Annotated in this window: 23 protein-coding genes; 4 read left to right on the top strand and 19 right to left on the bottom strand. The window is 52.9% G+C overall.

What is annotated here, in order from left to right:
* Positions 1-66: 66 nt before the first annotated feature.
* The 10 genes from rnc to MHH78_RS21370 all read right to left on the bottom strand — a co-directional run bounded on the left by rnc (position 67) and on the right by MHH78_RS21370 (position 7960).
* Positions 67-771 (bottom strand): ribonuclease III, encoded by a 705-nt coding sequence (gene rnc / locus MHH78_RS21325; protein ID WP_036728876.1) that lies wholly within the window; start codon positions 769-771, stop codon positions 67-69.
* Positions 772-785: 14 nt separating this feature from the next.
* Positions 786-2024 (bottom strand): beta-ketoacyl-ACP synthase II, encoded by a 1239-nt coding sequence (gene fabF, locus MHH78_RS21330; protein ID WP_341168736.1) that lies wholly within the window; start codon positions 2022-2024, stop codon positions 786-788.
* A gap of 176 nt (positions 2025-2200) precedes the next feature.
* Positions 2201-2434 carry an acyl carrier protein gene (acpP, locus tag MHH78_RS21335; RefSeq protein WP_036694165.1) on the bottom strand — a complete coding sequence of 78 codons (234 nt, stop codon included), beginning with the start codon at positions 2432-2434 and terminating at the stop codon, positions 2201-2203.
* Between the two features lie 124 nt (positions 2435-2558).
* Positions 2559-3308 carry a 3-oxoacyl-[acyl-carrier-protein] reductase gene (gene fabG, locus MHH78_RS21340; RefSeq protein WP_036728883.1) on the bottom strand — a complete coding sequence of 250 codons (750 nt, stop codon included), beginning with the start codon at positions 3306-3308 and terminating at the stop codon, positions 2559-2561.
* A gap of 51 nt (positions 3309-3359) precedes the next feature.
* Positions 3360-4283: an ACP S-malonyltransferase gene (gene fabD, locus MHH78_RS21345; RefSeq protein WP_076077805.1), complete on the bottom strand. Its 924-nt coding sequence runs from the start codon at positions 4281-4283 to the stop codon at positions 3360-3362.
* An 89-nt stretch (positions 4284-4372) separates the two neighbouring features.
* Positions 4373-5362: a beta-ketoacyl-ACP synthase III gene (locus MHH78_RS21350; protein ID WP_155991613.1), complete on the bottom strand. Its 990-nt coding sequence runs from the start codon at positions 5360-5362 to the stop codon at positions 4373-4375.
* 8 nt (positions 5363-5370) lie between these two features.
* On the bottom strand, positions 5371-6360 hold the full coding sequence (gene plsX, locus MHH78_RS21355) for a phosphate acyltransferase PlsX (protein WP_209873543.1): 990 nt from the start codon (positions 6358-6360) through the stop codon (positions 5371-5373).
* Complete coding sequence (gene fapR / locus MHH78_RS21360; RefSeq protein ID WP_036728893.1) at positions 6344-6940, bottom strand: transcription factor FapR; 597 nt, start codon at positions 6938-6940, stop codon at positions 6344-6346. The genes plsX and fapR overlap by 17 nt, the downstream gene beginning before the upstream one ends.
* A 274-nt stretch (positions 6941-7214) precedes the next feature.
* On the bottom strand, positions 7215-7388 hold the full coding sequence (rpmF, locus tag MHH78_RS21365; protein WP_019911234.1) for a 50S ribosomal protein L32: 174 nt from the start codon (positions 7386-7388) through the stop codon (positions 7215-7217).
* 50 nt (positions 7389-7438) lie between these two features.
* Positions 7439-7960, bottom strand: coding sequence for a YceD family protein (locus MHH78_RS21370; protein ID WP_341168737.1), 522 nt, complete (start codon positions 7958-7960; stop codon positions 7439-7441).
* Between the two features lie 139 nt (positions 7961-8099).
* Between MHH78_RS21370 and MHH78_RS21375 the strand changes: the two genes are divergently transcribed.
* On the top strand, positions 8100-9338 hold the full coding sequence (locus MHH78_RS21375) for a tRNA(Met) cytidine acetate ligase (RefSeq protein ID WP_341170355.1): 1239 nt from the start codon (positions 8100-8102) through the stop codon (positions 9336-9338).
* Here MHH78_RS21375 and MHH78_RS21380 read toward each other — a convergent pair.
* Positions 9328-10368 (bottom strand): SepM family pheromone-processing serine protease, encoded by a 1041-nt coding sequence (locus MHH78_RS21380; protein ID WP_341168738.1) that lies wholly within the window; start codon positions 10366-10368, stop codon positions 9328-9330. The genes MHH78_RS21375 and MHH78_RS21380 overlap by 11 nt on opposite strands.
* 159 nt (positions 10369-10527) lie before the next feature.
* On the opposite strand from MHH78_RS21380, the gene MHH78_RS21385 reads away from it, so the two are divergent.
* The gene (locus MHH78_RS21385) at positions 10528-11796 is read left to right on the top strand and encodes a nucleoside recognition domain-containing protein (RefSeq protein ID WP_341168739.1); all 1269 of its coding nucleotides are present in this window, start codon (positions 10528-10530) and stop codon (positions 11794-11796) included.
* Here MHH78_RS21385 and coaD read toward each other — a convergent pair.
* The 4 genes from coaD to MHH78_RS21405 all read right to left on the bottom strand — a co-directional run bounded on the left by coaD (position 11768) and on the right by MHH78_RS21405 (position 14060).
* Positions 11768-12289, bottom strand: a complete 522-nt coding sequence (gene coaD / locus MHH78_RS21390; protein WP_445668060.1) for a pantetheine-phosphate adenylyltransferase — start codon at positions 12287-12289, stop codon at positions 11768-11770. The two genes, MHH78_RS21385 and coaD, sit on opposite strands and share 29 nt — an antisense overlap.
* Complete coding sequence (gene rsmD, locus MHH78_RS21395; protein ID WP_341168741.1) at positions 12270-12878, bottom strand: 16S rRNA (guanine(966)-N(2))-methyltransferase RsmD; 609 nt, start codon at positions 12876-12878, stop codon at positions 12270-12272. The genes coaD and rsmD overlap by 20 nt, the downstream gene beginning before the upstream one ends.
* A 364-nt stretch (positions 12879-13242) precedes the next feature.
* The gene (locus MHH78_RS21400) at positions 13243-13560 is read right to left on the bottom strand and encodes a hypothetical protein (RefSeq protein WP_341168742.1); all 318 of its coding nucleotides are present in this window, start codon (positions 13558-13560) and stop codon (positions 13243-13245) included.
* A gap of 74 nt (positions 13561-13634) precedes the next feature.
* Entirely contained in the window at positions 13635-14060 is a 426-nt protein-coding gene (locus tag MHH78_RS21405; RefSeq protein WP_341168743.1) for a hypothetical protein, read from the bottom strand.
* 227 nt (positions 14061-14287) lie between these two features.
* Between MHH78_RS21405 and MHH78_RS21410 the strand changes: the two genes are divergently transcribed.
* Positions 14288-14863: a hypothetical protein gene (locus tag MHH78_RS21410; RefSeq protein ID WP_341168744.1), complete on the top strand. Its 576-nt coding sequence runs from the start codon at positions 14288-14290 to the stop codon at positions 14861-14863.
* A 134-nt stretch (positions 14864-14997) separates the two neighbouring features.
* Entirely contained in the window at positions 14998-15891 is an 894-nt protein-coding gene (locus tag MHH78_RS21415) for an S-layer homology domain-containing protein (RefSeq protein ID WP_341168745.1), read from the top strand.
* An 89-nt stretch (positions 15892-15980) separates the two neighbouring features.
* Here MHH78_RS21415 and MHH78_RS21420 read toward each other — a convergent pair whose 3' ends face one another.
* The 4 genes from MHH78_RS21420 to MHH78_RS21435 all read right to left on the bottom strand — a co-directional run bounded on the left by MHH78_RS21420 (position 15981) and on the right by MHH78_RS21435 (position 17513).
* Positions 15981-16232 (bottom strand): YjcQ family protein, encoded by a 252-nt coding sequence (locus MHH78_RS21420; RefSeq protein ID WP_036728915.1) that lies wholly within the window; start codon positions 16230-16232, stop codon positions 15981-15983.
* Positions 16233-16408: 176 nt separating this feature from the next.
* On the bottom strand, positions 16409-16543 hold the full coding sequence (locus MHH78_RS21425) for a hypothetical protein (RefSeq protein WP_268748465.1): 135 nt from the start codon (positions 16541-16543) through the stop codon (positions 16409-16411).
* 152 nt (positions 16544-16695) lie between these two features.
* A complete protein-coding gene (locus MHH78_RS21430) occupies positions 16696-17118 on the bottom strand; it encodes a hypothetical protein (RefSeq protein ID WP_340753871.1) in 423 nt (140 codons plus the stop codon).
* Between the two features lie 113 nt (positions 17119-17231).
* Positions 17232-17513: a holin gene (locus MHH78_RS21435; RefSeq protein ID WP_076077774.1), complete on the bottom strand. Its 282-nt coding sequence runs from the start codon at positions 17511-17513 to the stop codon at positions 17232-17234.
* Between the last annotated feature and the right edge of the window lie 5 nt (positions 17514-17518).

Genomic DNA, 17518 nt, shown 5'->3' on the forward strand with positions numbered 1-17518 from the left:
CCGCCGAACCGCCGGCATTCAGACCATTGCTGCTCTACTCCGCATTTCAGATGTTCATATGTGCCTTCAGGCACCATCTTCCTTCAGAAGCAATAACGCCGCTGCCGCTGCCTGCTGCTCCGCTTCCTTCTTGGAGCGGCCGCTACCGCTGCCGAGTGAACGGCTGGCCATATATACTTCTGAGACGAACTCACGCTCATGCGCCGGTCCGCGTTCTTCAATAATCCGATATTCCAGCGTACCCATCCCATGATGCTGTATCAGTTCCTGAAGCTCTGTCTTGAAGTCGCTCATCTGCATTTGCAGCTTACCGTCGGTTTCCACCAGCGGAAATACGTGATTATCCAGGAATCTCCGGGCCGTCTCCAGTCCCTGATCGAGATAGAGCGCTCCCACGAAGGCTTCGAACACATCAGCCAGCAGAGCCGGGCGGGTACGCCCGCCCGTAAGCTCTTCCCCTTTTCCCAGCAGTACATACCGCCCGAAGCCCAAGGTCTCGGCGAACCGGACCAGCGACGGCTCACAGACAATCGCAGCACGCAGCTTGGTCAATTCTCCCTCGGGTCTGTCCGGGAGCAGATTATACAGATATTCGGACACCGTCAGTTCAAGCACCGCATCACCCAGGAACTCCAGGCGCTCGTTGTCCTGATGCTGATTGAACCGGTGTTCGTTCACATACGATGCATGGGTGAAAGCCTGCTTCAGAAGTACAGGATCGTGAAATTGGATTTGAAGTTGGCTCTGTAACTGCTTCAGGTCTCCTTTCACTGCACTGTCTCCCCTTACCTATTATATTTTTTGAGAATAACGGTCGCGTTATGTCCCCCGAATCCGAAGGAATTCGACATCGCGATATTCAGCTCCGCCTGACGTGGCACATTCGGAACATAGTCCAAATCGCAATCCGGGTCAGGGTTGTCCAAATTGATGGTAGGCGCGATCATACCCTTCTGCAGGGACAGCCCGCAGATAATCGCTTCCACCCCGCCGGCAGCGCCAAGCAAGTGGCCTGTCATCGATTTGGTTGAGCTGATCGCAACCTTGTACGCATGCTCTCCGAGCGCCTTCTTCACAGCGGCTGTCTCGGATTTATCGCCTACCGGTGTAGATGTACCATGCGCATTGATGTAGTCGATATCCTCAGGATGAATACCGGCATCACGGATCGCCATCTTCATGCAGCGCGCTGCACCGTCAGGATCAGGCTCCGTCATGTGGTGAGCATCGGCGCTGAGACCGTATCCGATGACTTCGGCATAGATCTTGGCTCCGCGCTTCTCGGCGTGTTCCAGGGATTCGAGAATCAGGATTCCCGCACCCTCGCCCATAACAAAGCCGTCACGGTCCACATCAAACGGGCGGCTGGCCTTCTCCGGCTCGTCATTGCGGGTAGACATGGCTCTCATTGCACAAAAGCCTGCCATTCCTGTAGGACGAATGGTTGCTTCCGCACCGCCGCAGATCATCGCATCCGCATCACCGCGCTGGATCAGACGGAAGGATTCTCCGATGGAGTGGCTTCCTGTTGCACAAGCGGTCACTGTCGTTGTATTCGGTCCCTTGGCCCCGAGGTTGATCGACAGCTGGCCGGAGCCCATGTTGGCAATCATCATCGGAATGAAGAACGGGCTGACCCGCTTCGGGCCTTTTTCGAGCAGCAGGTTGTGGTTATCTTCCCATGTGCCGAGGCCGCCGATTCCAGAGCCGACAGATACCCCGATCCGCTCTGCATCGATATCTTCACCGATCGTAAGTCCGCTGTCCTTCAGCGCATCTTCACCGGCAGCAACTGCGAATTGTACGAACCGGTCCATCTTGCGGGCTTCCTTGCGGCCGAAGCGTGCTTCCGCATCGAAATCCTTGACCGAGGAAGCAATTCTTGTTGGATATTCACTGACATCAAAAGCTTCAACCAGGGATACTCCGGACTTGCCGCTCATGAGGCTATCCCAGAACGTCTCAAGATCCTTACCCAGCGAAGTCATTACACCCATACCAGTTACAACTACTCTATGATTCAAACATAATCACCCCGTCTATAGGCTGTGTACCTCTACAATGTGTAAACGCAAACATACCAGATGTCTATATAAACTGCAGTCGCCGCAGGATTAGTTAATCTGCGGTTCTGTTATTATCACTGTAAAATGAGGAGAAGTCCCGCCCTGGCAGGAACGGGACCCTCAATCATATGACTCTAGGTATGAGATTGTATGTACTTCACAACTTCACCCACGGTCGTAATTCTCTCTGCATCTTCATCAGAGATTTCCATGTCGAATTCATCTTCCAATTCCATTACCAATTCTACAACATCAAGAGAATCAGCACCTAAATCATCTTTGAAAGACGCTTCTAATGTTACCTCTGCTTCATCGGCACCTAAGCGGTCGATGACAATGCGTGTTACACGCTCCAATACATCGGACATCCGGTTCACCTCCTCTTTTGGTATTATACGAGATATGAAGTCAAAATACCATAGAGCATAAAAAACGCTGCCCTGGCTGCCTCTGTCCATCTTCACCCGTAACGATCTAACGCCCTGCGAAGCCTTACATGTACATTCCGCCATCCACATGAAGCGTCTGGCCTGTCATGTAAGCTGCCCCTTCCGAAGCCAGGAATACCGCCGCATTCGCAATGTCCTCCGCCCGCCCAAGCTCTCCCAAAGGAATCCCCTTGATCAGCTCGCTGCGAACCTCATCGGACAACTCGCGGGTCATGTCGGTATCAATGAAGCCTGGTGCGATGCAGTTCACTGTGATTCCACGTGAAGACAGCTCGCGGGCCGCAGACTTCGTCATGCCGATTACCCCTGCCTTGGCAGCGGTATAGTTCACCTGTCCGGGATTCCCCGTCACGCCCACAACCGAGGAAATATTGATGATCCGGCCATAACGCTGCTTCATCATCGGGCGGGTTACTGCCTTCAGGCAGTTGAAGACGCCCTTCAGATTCGTCTCGATGACCTGATCGAATTCTTCCTCTTTCATACGCATGATCAGATTGTCCCGGGTAATGCCCGCATTGTTCACCAGGATATCGATTTTCCCCCAGGTCTGGATAACCTCTTTGACCAGGTTCTCAGCGTCACTGCTGCGGCCGACATTCCCCTGCAGAGCGATTCCTTCCGAGCCCAGCTCGTGAATCCGGGCCACGGTCTCTTCAGCCGCCTGAAGGCTGCCGGAATAGTTCACCGCGACCTTCACGCCATGAGCAGCGAGTGCCAAGGCAATGCTGCGGCCGATCCCCCGGGACCCTCCGGTTACAAGGGCGGTCTGACCTTTTAGTGCTGCAAACATGCTATGTTGTCCCCCTTCGATAATCATGCGGCTGCGGTTAGGCCAAGCTGCTTACCAGCCAGCCTGCACGCTCTCCAGACTGTTGATATTCACAACCTTGACCTTCCTGTCAATCTTGCGGATCAGGCCAGCCAGCACACTGCCGGAGCCAATCTCTACAAAAGTATCTACACCTGCGCCAATGAGCCATTCCACGCTATCCTGCCAGAGTACCGGAGAATATACCTGTTCTACCAGCAGCTTGCGGATTTCTTCAGGGTCTGTCACCGGAGCAGCGGTGACATTGACCACTACCGGCATAGCAGGAGCATTGAAGGTTACCTTCTCGAGCTCAGCAGCCAGCCGCTCAGCCGCACCCTTCATTAATGAGGAGTGGAACGGCCCGCTAACCTCCAGCGGAATCGCCCGTTTGCCCCCGGCTTCCTTCACACGCTGGACCACCTCATCTACACCGGCTACGGAACCGGACACCACAATCTGTCCCGGACAATTGACATTCGCCAGTTCAACGGGAGTACCCGCCGCTGTAATACTGCGGCATAATTCCGTAAGCGCCTCACGGTCTGCTCCAAGCACCGCTGCCATAGCCCCCTGTCCTCCGGGAACTGCTTCTTCCATGAATTGTCCGCGCAGGCGGACCAGCCTTACAGCATCTTCATAGGACAGCACGCCGGCTGCCACTAGAGCGCTATATTCGCCAAGACTGTGGCCTGCCACATAATCCGGCGTAACCTGGAGGCCGCTTAGCGCTTCAAGATAAGCCACACTGGCTGTAACCAGTGCCGGCTGAGTGTTCACCGTCTGCTTAAGCTCGCTGTCCGGCCCTTCAAATACAAGCCCGCTCAGCGAAAATCCAAGCACCTCGTCACCCTTTTCAAAGACTGCACGGCTCTGAGGCAATGCTTCATATACATCCTTACCCATACCGATTGCCTGTGCACCCTGACCGGGAAAGACAAATGCGATTTTGCTCATGAGGTATACAGCTCCTTCCCTTTAACTGCAGCGAGCCCGGATATTCCCCGGATTGGGCTGCTGCGTCACTATTATTAATGCCCCGATTCTTACCAGATCAGCACAGAAGCGCCCCAGGTAAGTCCGCCGCCGAAGCCAACCATAAGCACTGCATCGCCTGCCTTCATCCGGCCTTCCTCGGCTGCTTCTACAAGAGCCAGCGGAATGGAGGCAGCGGAGGTATTCGCGTATTTATCAACGTTGACTACAACCTTCTCCGGCGGCAGATCCAGACGCTGCATAGCGGATTGAATAATCCGGATGTTGGCCTGATGCGGCACGAACAAGTCGATATTCTCCTTAGACAATCCCGCCTTGGTAAGCACACGCTCCGTGGCCGATCCCATGACGCGTACTGCGAACTTGAAGACCTCGCGGCCATTCATATAGATGAAGTGCTTCTTGTCTTCTACGGTCTGCTGGGAAGCCGGGAGACGTGAGCCGCCCGCTTCCAGATTAAGCAGGCTGCCGCCAGAGCCTTCCGCTCCAAGATCGAAGGACTGGAAGCCGCGTCCTTCCGGAACCTCGCCGACGATTACCGCACCGGCACCGTCACCGAACAGCACGCAGGTATTGCGGTCTGTATAATCTGTAATGCGCGACAGCGTATCTGCACCGATTACCAGCGCATTGTTATACATTCCATTCTGGATAAAGCCGGTTGCCGTAGCCAGACTGTAGACGAACCCGGAGCAGGCTGCCGACAGATCGAAAGCGGCTGCGTTCTTGGCTCCCAGCTTGTCCTGCAGAATGCAGGCTGTGGACGGGAAAGCACTATCAGGTGTTACTGTAGCGACAATGATCAGATCCAGCTCCTCAGCCTTCATGCCTGCGGATTCCAGTGCCTTCAGGGCCGCTTCATAGGCCAGATCAGAGGTAGCCTGCTCCGGGGCCGCAATATGCCGTTCCCGGATTCCCGTGCGGCTGACAATCCATTCATCATTCGTTTCGACGATCTTCTCCAGATCGCTGTTGGTTAATATTCTCTCAGGCACATATTTGCCAGTCCCAATAATTCCTACCGGACGTAATTGTCTCATGTCTTCACTCACTTCCCGCTAATTTCCTTCGATATACTAGGCACCAGATCCGCCTTCAGCGCAATCCGAGCCTGTCTTACCGCATTCTTCACCGCATTGCCGTCGGACGAACCATGCCCCTTCACTACCAGGCCGCTAAGACCGAGCAGAGGCGCTCCGCCGTGTTCCTTATAATCCATCTTGCCCTTCAGGCTTCTAAGCTCCGGCATCAGGATCGCCGCCCCCAGCTTCGTCTTAAGCGATTTGCTGAACTGCTCCTTCAGCAGAGAGAACATTGCGCCGGCTGTTCCTTCCAGCGTCTTCAGAAGTATATTACCGGCGAAGCCGTCACAGACCAGCACATCGCAGCTTCCGGTGAGCACATCCCGCGCTTCTACATTGCCGACAAAATGAATGCCCTGCAGCGCCTCCAGGAGCGGATAGGCTTCCTTGGTCAATTCATTGCCCTTGCCCGGCTCAGTCCCGACGTTCAGCAGGCCTACCCGGGGCTTCGCAATGCCGTGCACTTTGTTGCGGTATATGCTCCCGATCTGGGCATACTGTGCCAGATGCTGCGGCTTGGCATCCATATTGGCGCCAAGATCCAGGGCCAGCACACCGACATCATCCAGCGTAGGAATCATCGGAGCCAGCGCAGGCCGTTCGATCCCTTCCATTCTTCCGACTACCAGAAGTCCTGTGGTCATCAAGGCTCCGGTATTCCCAGAGGAGATCATGGCATCGGCCTCACCCTCGCGGACCATCCGTCCGGCTACGACCATGGATGAGTCCTTTTTGCGGCGGACTGCCTTCACAGGCTCTTCATCCGAACCTATCACATCCCCGGCATGACGTACGGTAACGTTAGAAGGCTTAGTCTTCAGCAGCGGCTCAAGCCGCGCTTCATCACCGACCAGTATGATCTCTATGTCATTCCACTCCGCAGCCGCTGCCAGCGCGCCTTCCACATTACATTCAGGAGCATTATCCCCGCCCATGGCATCAATGGCGATCCGCACTCCGGTTTCCCCCTTCGCTGTACTCTTCAGTTGCTGAACGATACACTATAAAATGGCCTTGAAATACCAGTTCTTCTCCGACATATGTAAATACATCCACTTCAGCCTTGCCGTTCCGGCCCGCAAGTGAGCGCACCTGCGCCTTGGCAATGCATTTCTCTCCCAGCCGGACCATGCGCACAAACCGGATGTCGGCCGAAGCCGTTAAGGCAATCTCATCATTAATTATGGCTACTGCCAGCGAATTCGCCTGGCCGAAGACGTAGTGGCCACGGGCAATCCCATTGCGGGAGAACACATGCTCATCGCGGATCTCGAAGATCGAAATTCCGCTCTTGTCCAGCTGCAGATCCACAATATCACCGACCACTTCATCAGCTGGCAGGGAACGCACCTGATCATAGGAATGCTCCGCCATCTGCTTCATCCGCTCACGCAGCTCGGGAATCCCCAGCTCCAGCCGGTCCAGCCGGATCGTCTGGATACTCACCTTCAGCTGGCGGGTCAATTCCCGGTCCGTTACAAACGGGTTCCCTTCTATTATAGCCAGCAGCTGCTGCTGACGTTCCTTCTTGGACATCCGCTCGATAGCGGCTCACCTCCCGGCACAGGCCTGATGTGCAGCTTTCCGGCCCGTAAGAGTGGCCGCTGTAATCATCTCTCTCTGTTCTACCTTATCAATTAGAACCAGGTACTAATATGTAGTATAAAGCATGCCGACGCAAAAATAAAGCTTTGGCTTGAAAAGCGCCTGAAAACCCGCGCAGCGCAAGGCATATAAGCTCTGCCCCAGCTTTATTTTCACATAAAAATAGCACTCCACCGGCAGATGAAGTGCTACTCTTATGTGCAAACTATTGTTTGATGATTTCTCTTGCTTTGTATGTTCCGCAAACTTTACATACGTGGTGAGCAAGCTTCAGCTCTCCGCATTGTTCGCATTTCACCATACCTGGAACAACCAGTTTAAAGTGAGTACGACGCTTGTCACGGCGAGTCTTGGACGTTCTGCGTTGTGGTACTGCCATTGTTAGACACCTCCTGATTTTGTTGTAACCCAATTCCTTGGGATTTGTTCTTAGTCATCTTGCTTGGTAAAGAATCCTTTCAACGCAGCGAGTCTTGGATCGATCACTGTGTTGTCGCAACTGCAGGTGCCTTCGTTCAAGTTCTGTCCGCATTTCTGACAAAGACCAAGACAGTCTGCCTTGCACAATACCGAATCCGGTAAGTGCAGTACGAAATTTTCTTCCACATACGGGATAAGATCCACAATCTCATCTTTGATGTAAATGAGTTCCTCATCTTCATCTTCCGGAAGAATTGGCTGCTTAAGCCACTTGAAGGTCTCAGCGAAAGGAATGTTCAGCTTACTCTTGACCTCACCGAGACAACGTGAACATAACATGTCCACTTCTCCGTTCAGTGTTCCCACCACGTTCACACTATCGGTTCCCGCGGGCAGCGCTTTAAGGTCTACTGAGAGTGGTGCAACAGCAAGTATATCCTTGCGCCCTGTGACAACCCCGCTGACATCCACAACTTCGTGGAGGACCAGAGGCTTGTCGGCATTCGCTAATTTGCGAAAGTGAATGTTCATCGTTATCACTCCAAACAAACAAAATTTATTATACCTATTATTCCCTGAGTTTGTCAACCATTTTCCCTTTATATTGTTTCAGGGAGCGTGACAATTTATGATATACAATATATCTTCCAGAATGGGGCGTGAAGCAACTGTGGCAACTGTAGGTATTATAGCCGAATATAACCCTTTACATAACGGACATGTCCATCATTTCACCGAGGCCAAAAGAATATCGGGAGCGGACCGTTCCGTTGTCATTATGAGCGGACCGTTCACCCAGCGCGGCGAGCCGGCGGCGGTCAGCAAGCGCGCCCGTACCGAGATGGCGCTGCATATGGGCGCCGATCTGGTCATTGAGCTGCCGGTGGCGTACGCCGTCCAGCCGGCGGAATGGTTCGCCTTCGGAGCGGTGTCCCTGCTGGAGGCGACCGGCGTCGTCGACAGCCTGTGCTTCGGCTCCGAAGCAGGCACTTTGGGCGTGCTGCTGCCTCTGGCCGGCTTCCTGGCTGAAGAGAGCAGCGCGCTTAAGGAGGAGATCCGCGCGCGCCTCTCTGAGGGCGCGGGATTCCCCGCCGCCTACAGTGCAGCGGCGGCGGCGGCCTGGAAGGCCTCCTTCTTGGGAGAGGAGAAACCGGAAGATGCCGAAAGTATATTGCGGCAGCCCAACAACAGCCTCGGCCTGCACTACCTGATCGCGCTGCGGCGGCTGGGCAGCGCGATCAGGCCCTTGACCGTGCCGCGTACCGGCGCGGGCTTCCACGACCCGCTGGAGGGCGGGTCGGCCATTGCCAGTGCAACAGCCATCCGCAGGCTGCTGCAGGAGGGCGGATCACCGGCGGCTTACATGCCGGAGTACGCCCTGTCGATCCTGGAGCGGGAACGTGCAGCAGGCCGGGGCCCGGTACTGCTAGAAGACTTCGCCGGGCCGCTGCGCCATGTGCTCTATACGCGCTCCGCTGCGGAGCTGCACACGCTGCAGGATATGAACGAGGGCCTGGAGAACCGGCTGCTCCGAAGCATGCGCCAGCTGGATAAGTTCACAGTCGGCGGTCTGCTGCAGGAGCTTAAGAGCAGACGGTATACCCTTACCAGGCTCCAGCGTCTGCTGCTCCATACCCTGCTGAACCATAGCAAAACAGAGCTGTCCCCCTCCGTTCTCTCCCAGGGTCCCGGCTACATAAGGGTTCTCGGCTTCCGCGAGAGCGGCCGGGAGCTGCTGAAGCAGATGAAGCAGACAGCGGCGCTTCCGGTGATTACAAGCCCTGCCCGCTGCACCCATCCCATGCTGGAGCGTGACCTCCAGGCGGCCGCTGTATTCGCCGGGGCTTATGCCGACCCGCTGCGCAGCGATCTGTACAGTGATTATCTTGAGCCGCCGGTCAGGATTTAATGACCGGCAGCTCCTCCATGTATTTCAGGGCATCGGGTAGGGTGGAGACAGGAACCAGCTTCATATTCGTGCCGATCTGATCCGCTTTTGCCTTGGCCTCGTCGTAGTTCTTAACCGGAACGAAGAAGATCTCCGCCCCCTTACGGTCGGCCGCTACAATCTTATGCTTCACACCGCCGATTGGCCCCACGTTCCCCTCCGCATCTATCGTACCCGTGCCTGCTACCTTCCGACCCTTGGTCAGATCCCCCGGCGTAAGCCGGTTGTAGATTTCCATGGTGAACATCAGACCGGCAGAGGGTCCGCCCACGTTGGTATCCACGAAACTGACAGCTTTGCCTTTCTCCTTAGGCTCCACCTTTTGAACCGCACCAATTACGACGCCGAAGCCCGGCCGTGCAGGCGAAGCGTCTTTATCCTTGACCCCCACCAGCTTGACCTGCTCCTTGAGCTCTTTGCCGTCACGCTGGAGCGATACCTCCACGCTATCTCCAATCTGATGAACCGATAGCAATTTGGACAGCGCGGCCGGATCGGCTGCCTTTTGTCCGCCTACACTGATGATTTTGTCCCCCGGCTTGAACCGGTCCTGATTAGCAGTCTCTGGTACCGAGAACACATACAGATAATCCACGACATCCTCATAAGGTACACCTGCCGCATGATAGGCTGCCTGCACAGCATAGGACTGTGAACTATTCATATAGAACACCTGCTCCGCCGCATACTCCTGCTCCGTCTTATCCTGCAGACGGGTTTCTTTCAATACTACCTCGGCATTCGAGTTGAACACAGAGGCGATTAGAAGAGCCACATTCGCATAGCTTGCAGAGACCGTGGTCATCATGAAGGTTCCTTGCTCCTGCGGATCGGCATTCTCAACCTTGATCATCGGTGCCACCTCGGAGGCGCTTCCCGGCTGATATACAATGTAAGGTGTGTTCATAAAGACGACAACATAGAGAATGACCACGAATGAAAATAAATAGGCTGAAGCGCGGATGCCTACCCGGCGTTTGTACTGCCTCAAGTCTCTTCCCCTTCTTTCCTGCGGATGATGCCCCGGCACTTAGAATGTGGTACCTTAGCCTGGAGCTTCACTCCGGCTGTGGCATGATGGTTGTCTCCCCTGCATAAATTGATAACAAGTTCTGCCCATGTCCTAAGCTATGAAGAGGGGATAACTCTAATGATAAACTTTAGATCCAGACGCTTCCTGTCGGGTTCAGCTCCATTTATACCCGGGGCTGCAGCCATTCTGCTAGCTATAGCAATAATCATAGCACCTGAAGCCTCATTCAAGGCTTCACTTACGGGCCTTACGCTCTGGTGGACCCTGGTCTTTCCGGCGCTGCTGCCCTTCCTGATCCTCTCAGAGATGCTCAGCGCATCCGGCTTCGTGCACGGTATCGGTGTCCTGCTTGAGCCGCTGATGAAGCGGTGCTTCCGGCTTCCCGGGGCGGGCGGCTGGACGCTGGTGCTCGGCCTTACCGCCGGCTTCCCGGCAGGAGCCGGAGGAGTGATGCAGCTGCACAAGCAGGGGGTCATTACGGACAAGGAGGCCGGACGGCTGGCGGCTATCGTGCATTATGCCAGTCCGGTCACACTGCTTATTGTAGTCGGGACAGCATTCCTGCACAGTCCAGCCGCCGGGTATGCCCTGCTGGCCATCCACTGGCTGTCAGGGATAGCCGCAGGTATTCTATCCGCCTGCTTCAATGGCTCCCGTAAGATAACCTCACCTATTCCGCAAGTTCCGCATGAAAGTGATCCCAGCCTTACCGGCGGACGCTCTCACGCCAAAAAAGCATCCTTACCCCGGCGTATCCATCAGGCAGCAGCGGACGCCCGTTCAAGGGATGGACGGGGCTTCGGCAAGGTGCTCGGTGAATCCGTATCCTCCGCCGTACAGAGCCTGATGATTATAGGCGGCTATATGATTATGTTCGCAGTTGTCGTCAGTATTGTTACCCGGCTGTTCCCTCAGCTGCCTGCTCTGGTTACAGCAAGTATGCTTGAGATTCATCTCGGAGCCCGGTCAATGACTTCAGCCGCAGCAGGGCTCGAAGGCTTCGTCATCGGCGGTCTTCTTGGCCCGGCACTGCTGTCGGCCGGCTTGGCCTGGAGCGGCATTTGCGCCCAGCTCCAGGCACTGACTGTGCTGAAGGCAGCGAATGTCCGCTTCCTTCCGTTCACCGCAGTCAGGCTGCTGCATGGACTATTTGCCTTTGCGTTCACGCTCCTGCTGTGGACACCGCTGCTCCATATTCAGTCTGCGGTGCTGCCGGTTCTAGCCGGCTCACCCCCGGCCGTACAGCTGCAAGACATAGGCACTTCGCTCAGAATATGGACTCTGGCCCCACAGATCCTGGGACTTATGGCCCTGCTTGTTATACTGCTGCTGTTGCTGTCTGCTGCCGTGAAGCTGTTTACTTCGAGCCGCCGTCCATCCGGCTGAACTTCAGCTTCATGGCCTGCTCCACCTCAGGGGTTACAAAATCCGAGACCTTCCCGCCGAAGTGGGCAATCTCCTTCACCACACTGGAGCTAAGGTAGGAGTATCTCGGATTAGTCATCATAAATATAGTTTCCGCTTCAGGGTCAAGATTATGATTAATAGAAGCATTCTGCAGCTCGTATTCAAAATCCGTAACGGTCCGGATTCCCCGGACAATAACCTGCGCATCCTTTTGCCTCAGATAGTTAACCAGGAGATCACGGAAGCTGTCTACCTCAACATTCGGTATATCCGCTGTCGCCTGGCGCAGAAGCTCTGTCCGTTCCTCGACCGAGAACAACGGATTCTTGCTCAGGTTGTTCAGCACCGTCACAATCAGCCTGTCGAACTGCTTGGCGGCCCGGTGAATAATATCCATATGTCCCAGCGTAACCGGATCGAAGGTACCCGGATAGATGGCGACACGCTCTTTTCTAGTTTGCAGACTCATCATTTACCTCCTTGCCGTTTGCGGCAGCTTCTGGAAGAGCAGCTTCATACCGGTAGATAGAGATCGTAACCTCTCCATAGACGGATTGCTTCGTTCTCACGAACCCGGGTATATCCTCGGGATAGGTATACCCCGATTCATGCTCCAGCACGATCACTGCATCAGGATTCAGCAGCAGCTTCTCCGCCAGCGTAACCATCAGCTCGTCTCCATGCTTCATACGGTAAGGCGGGTCCAGAAAAACAAGATCAAACGCTCTCCCCCGCTTCCCGAGTGCCCCAAGGGCTCTTCCCGCATCATTACGGTAGACCTCAGCCTGCGCCTCCAGCCGGGCCGCCTTCAAGTTGGCACGCACCGTGTCAATCGCCTTCTGCTCCATGTCCACAAACACCGCAGCATCCATCCCTCTGCTCAGAGCTTCGATCCCCAGGCCTCCGGTACCGGCATACAGATCAAGCACCGTACCTCCTTCAAAATAAGGCCCGATCATACTGAATAACGCTTCCTTCACTTTATCGGTAGTAGGCCGTGTGCCATTGCCTGGAACACTTTTAAGCGGCCTGCCTTTTGCACTTCCCGATATGACTCTCACCGATCATCCACCTGCTTTTTAGCTTTTGTCTCTACATTACTATGCCGTTACAGGGCATAAGTCCAAGCCTATAGTACCACAATTATTCCATGAAATAAAAAGATTGTCCGACTTTGTCACAATGCGGAGCAGAAGAATATTCGCAAGCAAATGTATAAAACTCCCGTAACCGGGTCATCCTGTAACTATCGACATCACAAAATGTCGTAGACAACCGCGGAGCAGGCTTACGTTTCCCCATAAGCTCTTCGTCCGGTTTCTCCTCTCCCATGAAAGAGGCTCCCGAAAGGGAGCCTCGATTTTTGTTTTACGCAAAAAAGCCCCCGCCTTGAAATCAAGATGCGTGGGCTTGCTGTGTATATAGTTATATAATCCGCTTCAGCTTGGCTTCCTGCTCAATGGAGCGCGCTGAGAGAAGTTCGATAATTCTGTGCTGATTCTCCAATAAAGACTCGACGTTGATGAGCCGCTCGTTTGTTTCCAGCACAGCACGTTTAATCTGTTCCTGATCTTGCATCATTGTTTGCTGATCTTGCTTCATTATTTGCAGATCTTGCTTCATTGTTTGCTGCTCTGTCTCAATTCGATCTAAACGCTCGTTGACGGTTCCTAATTCCGCCTTAACAGGAACTAATTCTTCACGAATAACGGATCTTAATACCTGCACCAAATCATTATCCATGTGCTCCGCTCCTTCAAACTTAATATTTAGATTGTACCAGAATCAAATGTATTATTCTACTTCATTTCAGCTTGTCATTTGACCTTATCGATCTTGAAAACAAACTTCCAGGAGGCAGTATTTCCGGAATACCGCCCGCGGTTTTCGACTACCTTCACTGTCAGCGATTTGTTCTGGGTATACTTCAGGGCTGACACCTTAATAGAGGCGCTTGCTGAGCCTTCATCCGGAATCTTATCCTGTTCCTGCGCTTCAGCACGAAGCTTGATGCTTCCTGTTGAACTGAGATCCAGCGTGACTGAATCCCCTTCCTCAAGCTCCTCTCCATTGACGAATCCGCCCCACCACCACTCATTACCTACATGATTATTCTCTACCAGGTCTGCACTTACAAACGTAACCTTAACCTTCTGAGTCTTGCCTGCTGCCGATAATGGCTGCACACTTAAGGATAGAGCAAATATCATCACAAAAAAAAGCGTTGCTAGTTTCCGCTTCATTTACTTGGCACCTCTTTTCTATTCTATTTTTTACCAATTATATCAGGTCGAATGACTTAGTTCTATAGACTCACACAATATTCTTATTTGTCATTTATCCCCGATTCTCTCAGGGAATGTATTATCCATTTAAGGTGAAGACTGTAATTAGGTTACGTAGTTCAATCAGGCATCACAAGGTTACATATATAGTATATGGATATCCGATAGATTCAGGAGGAACCGCTATGAAGAAGCCCTTGTATAAAAAGATGTCGTCCCTCGCCCTAGTCATCCTATTCAGCGGTGCCATTGGACTGACCGCAGGCTGCAACACTTCGGCTAATCAGGCCACCCCAACTCCCACCGGGACAGCGCAGCCAACAGCAGCGCAGCCCACACCAGTACCAGCCACTGAACCGTCCACCGGGAAGGGGGCAGTGAACTGGGAATCTGCTATCCAGCAAATCGCGACTACGGATACGGAGGCCACGCAAAAAGCAGATGCTGCGGAAGTTTTGGCGAAATCGTACACTCCGTCGGCTGTGGAGCTTAAGGATTTTGAATCCCAGATCGTGGAGGAGTACACCGCCGGGAATTATCTCGCGCATAGAGAGGATGCCGGATACATGCTGACGAACCTGTTCAAGGCTACCGTTGTTGAGCGCAATCACCCTGACGGTGAAGCTATTAAGAAGTTTGCCTTTGACTTTTATCAGAACACTAAGAATGTCTTCCGCGGAATTGATGCTGTGGACAGCGAAGCCGTACAATCGAATGAAACGCAGATGGACAAGGCGTTGTCGGAGATTACAACCGAGTAAACCTCCTTATGTCTCCGGCATGGGACCTCCCGTATTTATTGACAATTCAGGAATGATGGTGATACCGTTCATTAGGGTAAGGGAGCTTAGGGCTCCCGCATTCATCATAAGAATTCAATTGATCAGGAGGTCCCATGTTCAAAAAAACAATCCTTTTCCCCGTCATCAGCATGCTGCTTCTCAGCTCTGCCCCGTCTTCATCCGCAAGTGCGCAAAGCTTGTACTCCGATGTCAACGAGCAGAAATATTCCTGGGCGATGGAATCCATTCTTTTCATGACGGATAACGATGTGCTAAAAGGGTATTCCGACGGTACCTTCAAACCTGAAGCAACGGTTACCAAAGCCGAGTTCACCGTCATGCTGCACCGGCTGTTCGATAAGTACCGCCCCAATGTAAAGCCCCTGTTCTATGAACCGAAAGTGGCCGGCTATCAGGATGTCCCCACAAATCATTGGGCCTACAAGGAAATAACCGAGCTATATAATTCTGCAGCGGTCAGTGGCGGCGGGATTTCCAAAAATTATTCAACAGGCAAGTACACCTTCAAGCCGGATGCACGGTTAACCCGCCTCAAGCTAACGTCCATGCTGTACCAGCTATTCGCTGAAGACTTCGACAAGGGTTCGAATGCCGGTGATTCTGACAAAGAGTTATATCAGCGGTTAAGTAAATTCAAGGATATTCCCTTAAAAAAATTCAATACTGAGACTGCAATGGATCAATACATGGATACAGAGAGAGCGAAGGCCGGCAACAGGTGGGATACATACATACCTGGGGATGAGCTCTCGCCAGCGATTTTTTATACATACCAAAATGGATCTATCTCGCTAATTGGAGATTTCACCTTTCTGCCGGTTTACGCCATTGCAGCGATGGATTCCCAAAGGATTATTACAGCCGATTCCCGTGGATACTACAGACCGCTCGCCCCTGTTACCCGGGCAGAACTGGCAACGATTCTGGACCGCGTCTATCTGTTGTTTGAGAAGAAAGGGGTTCTGCAAAAATACAGCAATAAATAGCCTTAAGCGTTGATTCATCAAGCAGGAACCCTAGTCAACAAAAATAGCCCGGCCTCTTACAGTGCCGGGTAATGACATCTATTTTCCGATCAAATTCGGCCAGACTCCTTCAATAAAATAAAATCATGACCACGCCGGGTCAATTTGATGTCAGTAGTTCTGACTGTCACGATCCCGCTTCCTGACCGGGAGATCTTAATATTCTCCACCATCCGGCTGTCGATAAGCTCCTCCATAATATCGGCGAAGGCCTCGGCTTCGAGTTCCATTACCTCCTGATTAACCGCCTGTTCCGCTTCAATCCGCTTGAGGATGGCATATATCTTTTCCTTCTCTTCCATCGTACACCTCTTTCATGCCAGCACTAATTGCCCTGAAGACAATGACTTCTATTATCGCACATCCATTCGGGCCAAGGCGAATTTAAATTCACCGTCATGCAGCAAAGCTTGTCCATCCTGCATCTGCAACAAGAGCAGTCCCGGATTACCGGGACTGCTCTGACTGATTGGATCTCCTAGTAGAAGCAGGCACTCAGAATAATAACGAGCAGGATATAAAGAACCAGAATCGCACCTGTAGATGTCCAGGGACCTACTCCACACGTATTCACGCCGCCTACATTGCCACCGTATCCGCAATCTGCACCCATGAGATTACCTCCTTCATAATGTTGACTACAGAACAGCATATGAGCCAGCCGCCTTATCAGATTGGGCGAAACGGACATAATTTGGGGCGTATGTACAAGGGCATCCTGCCCGCCCGTCCTTGCGGGCAGCCCAGGATGTCCCATGCTATTACTTAATCGGATACCAGGATTCCATCGAAGCTCTCCGGACCTACACGGATTGTACCCAGAAGGTTCGAACTGATGAACGCAGTATACGTTAACTGTGGTGTAATCGTCGGAAGAAAATCATCAGCCGAGAAGGTAATCACCTGTGGCGCAAGAACACTAAGACTGAAGGTAGAGGTGGCGGAATAGACCAGAGGATCGGTCGATAGAGTTCCTCTAACAATAGTTACAGTTACACCTACCAGCGCAAGCGGAAGCTGCAGCGAGATGGTTCCTTTTAGTATTACGCGAGGATTCGCCCCTACCCCTTCAGTGATCAGCCCAATTTGCCCGAACAGCTGCGGAGTATTAATTACCAGGATAGGTATTGCAATAGAGTTAGCAAAACTAGCATTCTGCGATGTTCTTCCATCAACATAAGTTCCCATATCAAGCACCTCCTTTCTTCTTAATTAATATATTCGCGCTCCTTCCAAATCGCATGGATGATATACCCGCTCTCTTTCCCCATATTACATACTCTCTTACAGCTCCAGCTGTCCTATTCTTCTTTGGTAGTCCCGCTCCGTTTATTGAACGCCAGTTCAAACAGTCCCGTTGCCGATAATCCGGCCAAGCCTCCGGCCCATAGACGAAGAATGAGATTCATGTCTGTAAAAGGGTATGCAGCCGCTCCTACCAGCAGGCCGATGGCCAGCCCCACCGCAGGAACCACGTTGCGCGGAAGATTAACGCTGTTCTTGACGAACTGGACCAGCGCCATAACGAATACCGCCAATACGGATGCAAAAGCTAGTACATTGTTAAGTGCATCATTGTACATAACGG

This window comes from Paenibacillus sp. FSL H3-0333 (assembly GCF_038002805.1).
Taxonomy (GTDB): domain Bacteria; phylum Bacillota; class Bacilli; order Paenibacillales; family Paenibacillaceae; genus Paenibacillus_AQ; species Paenibacillus_AQ silagei.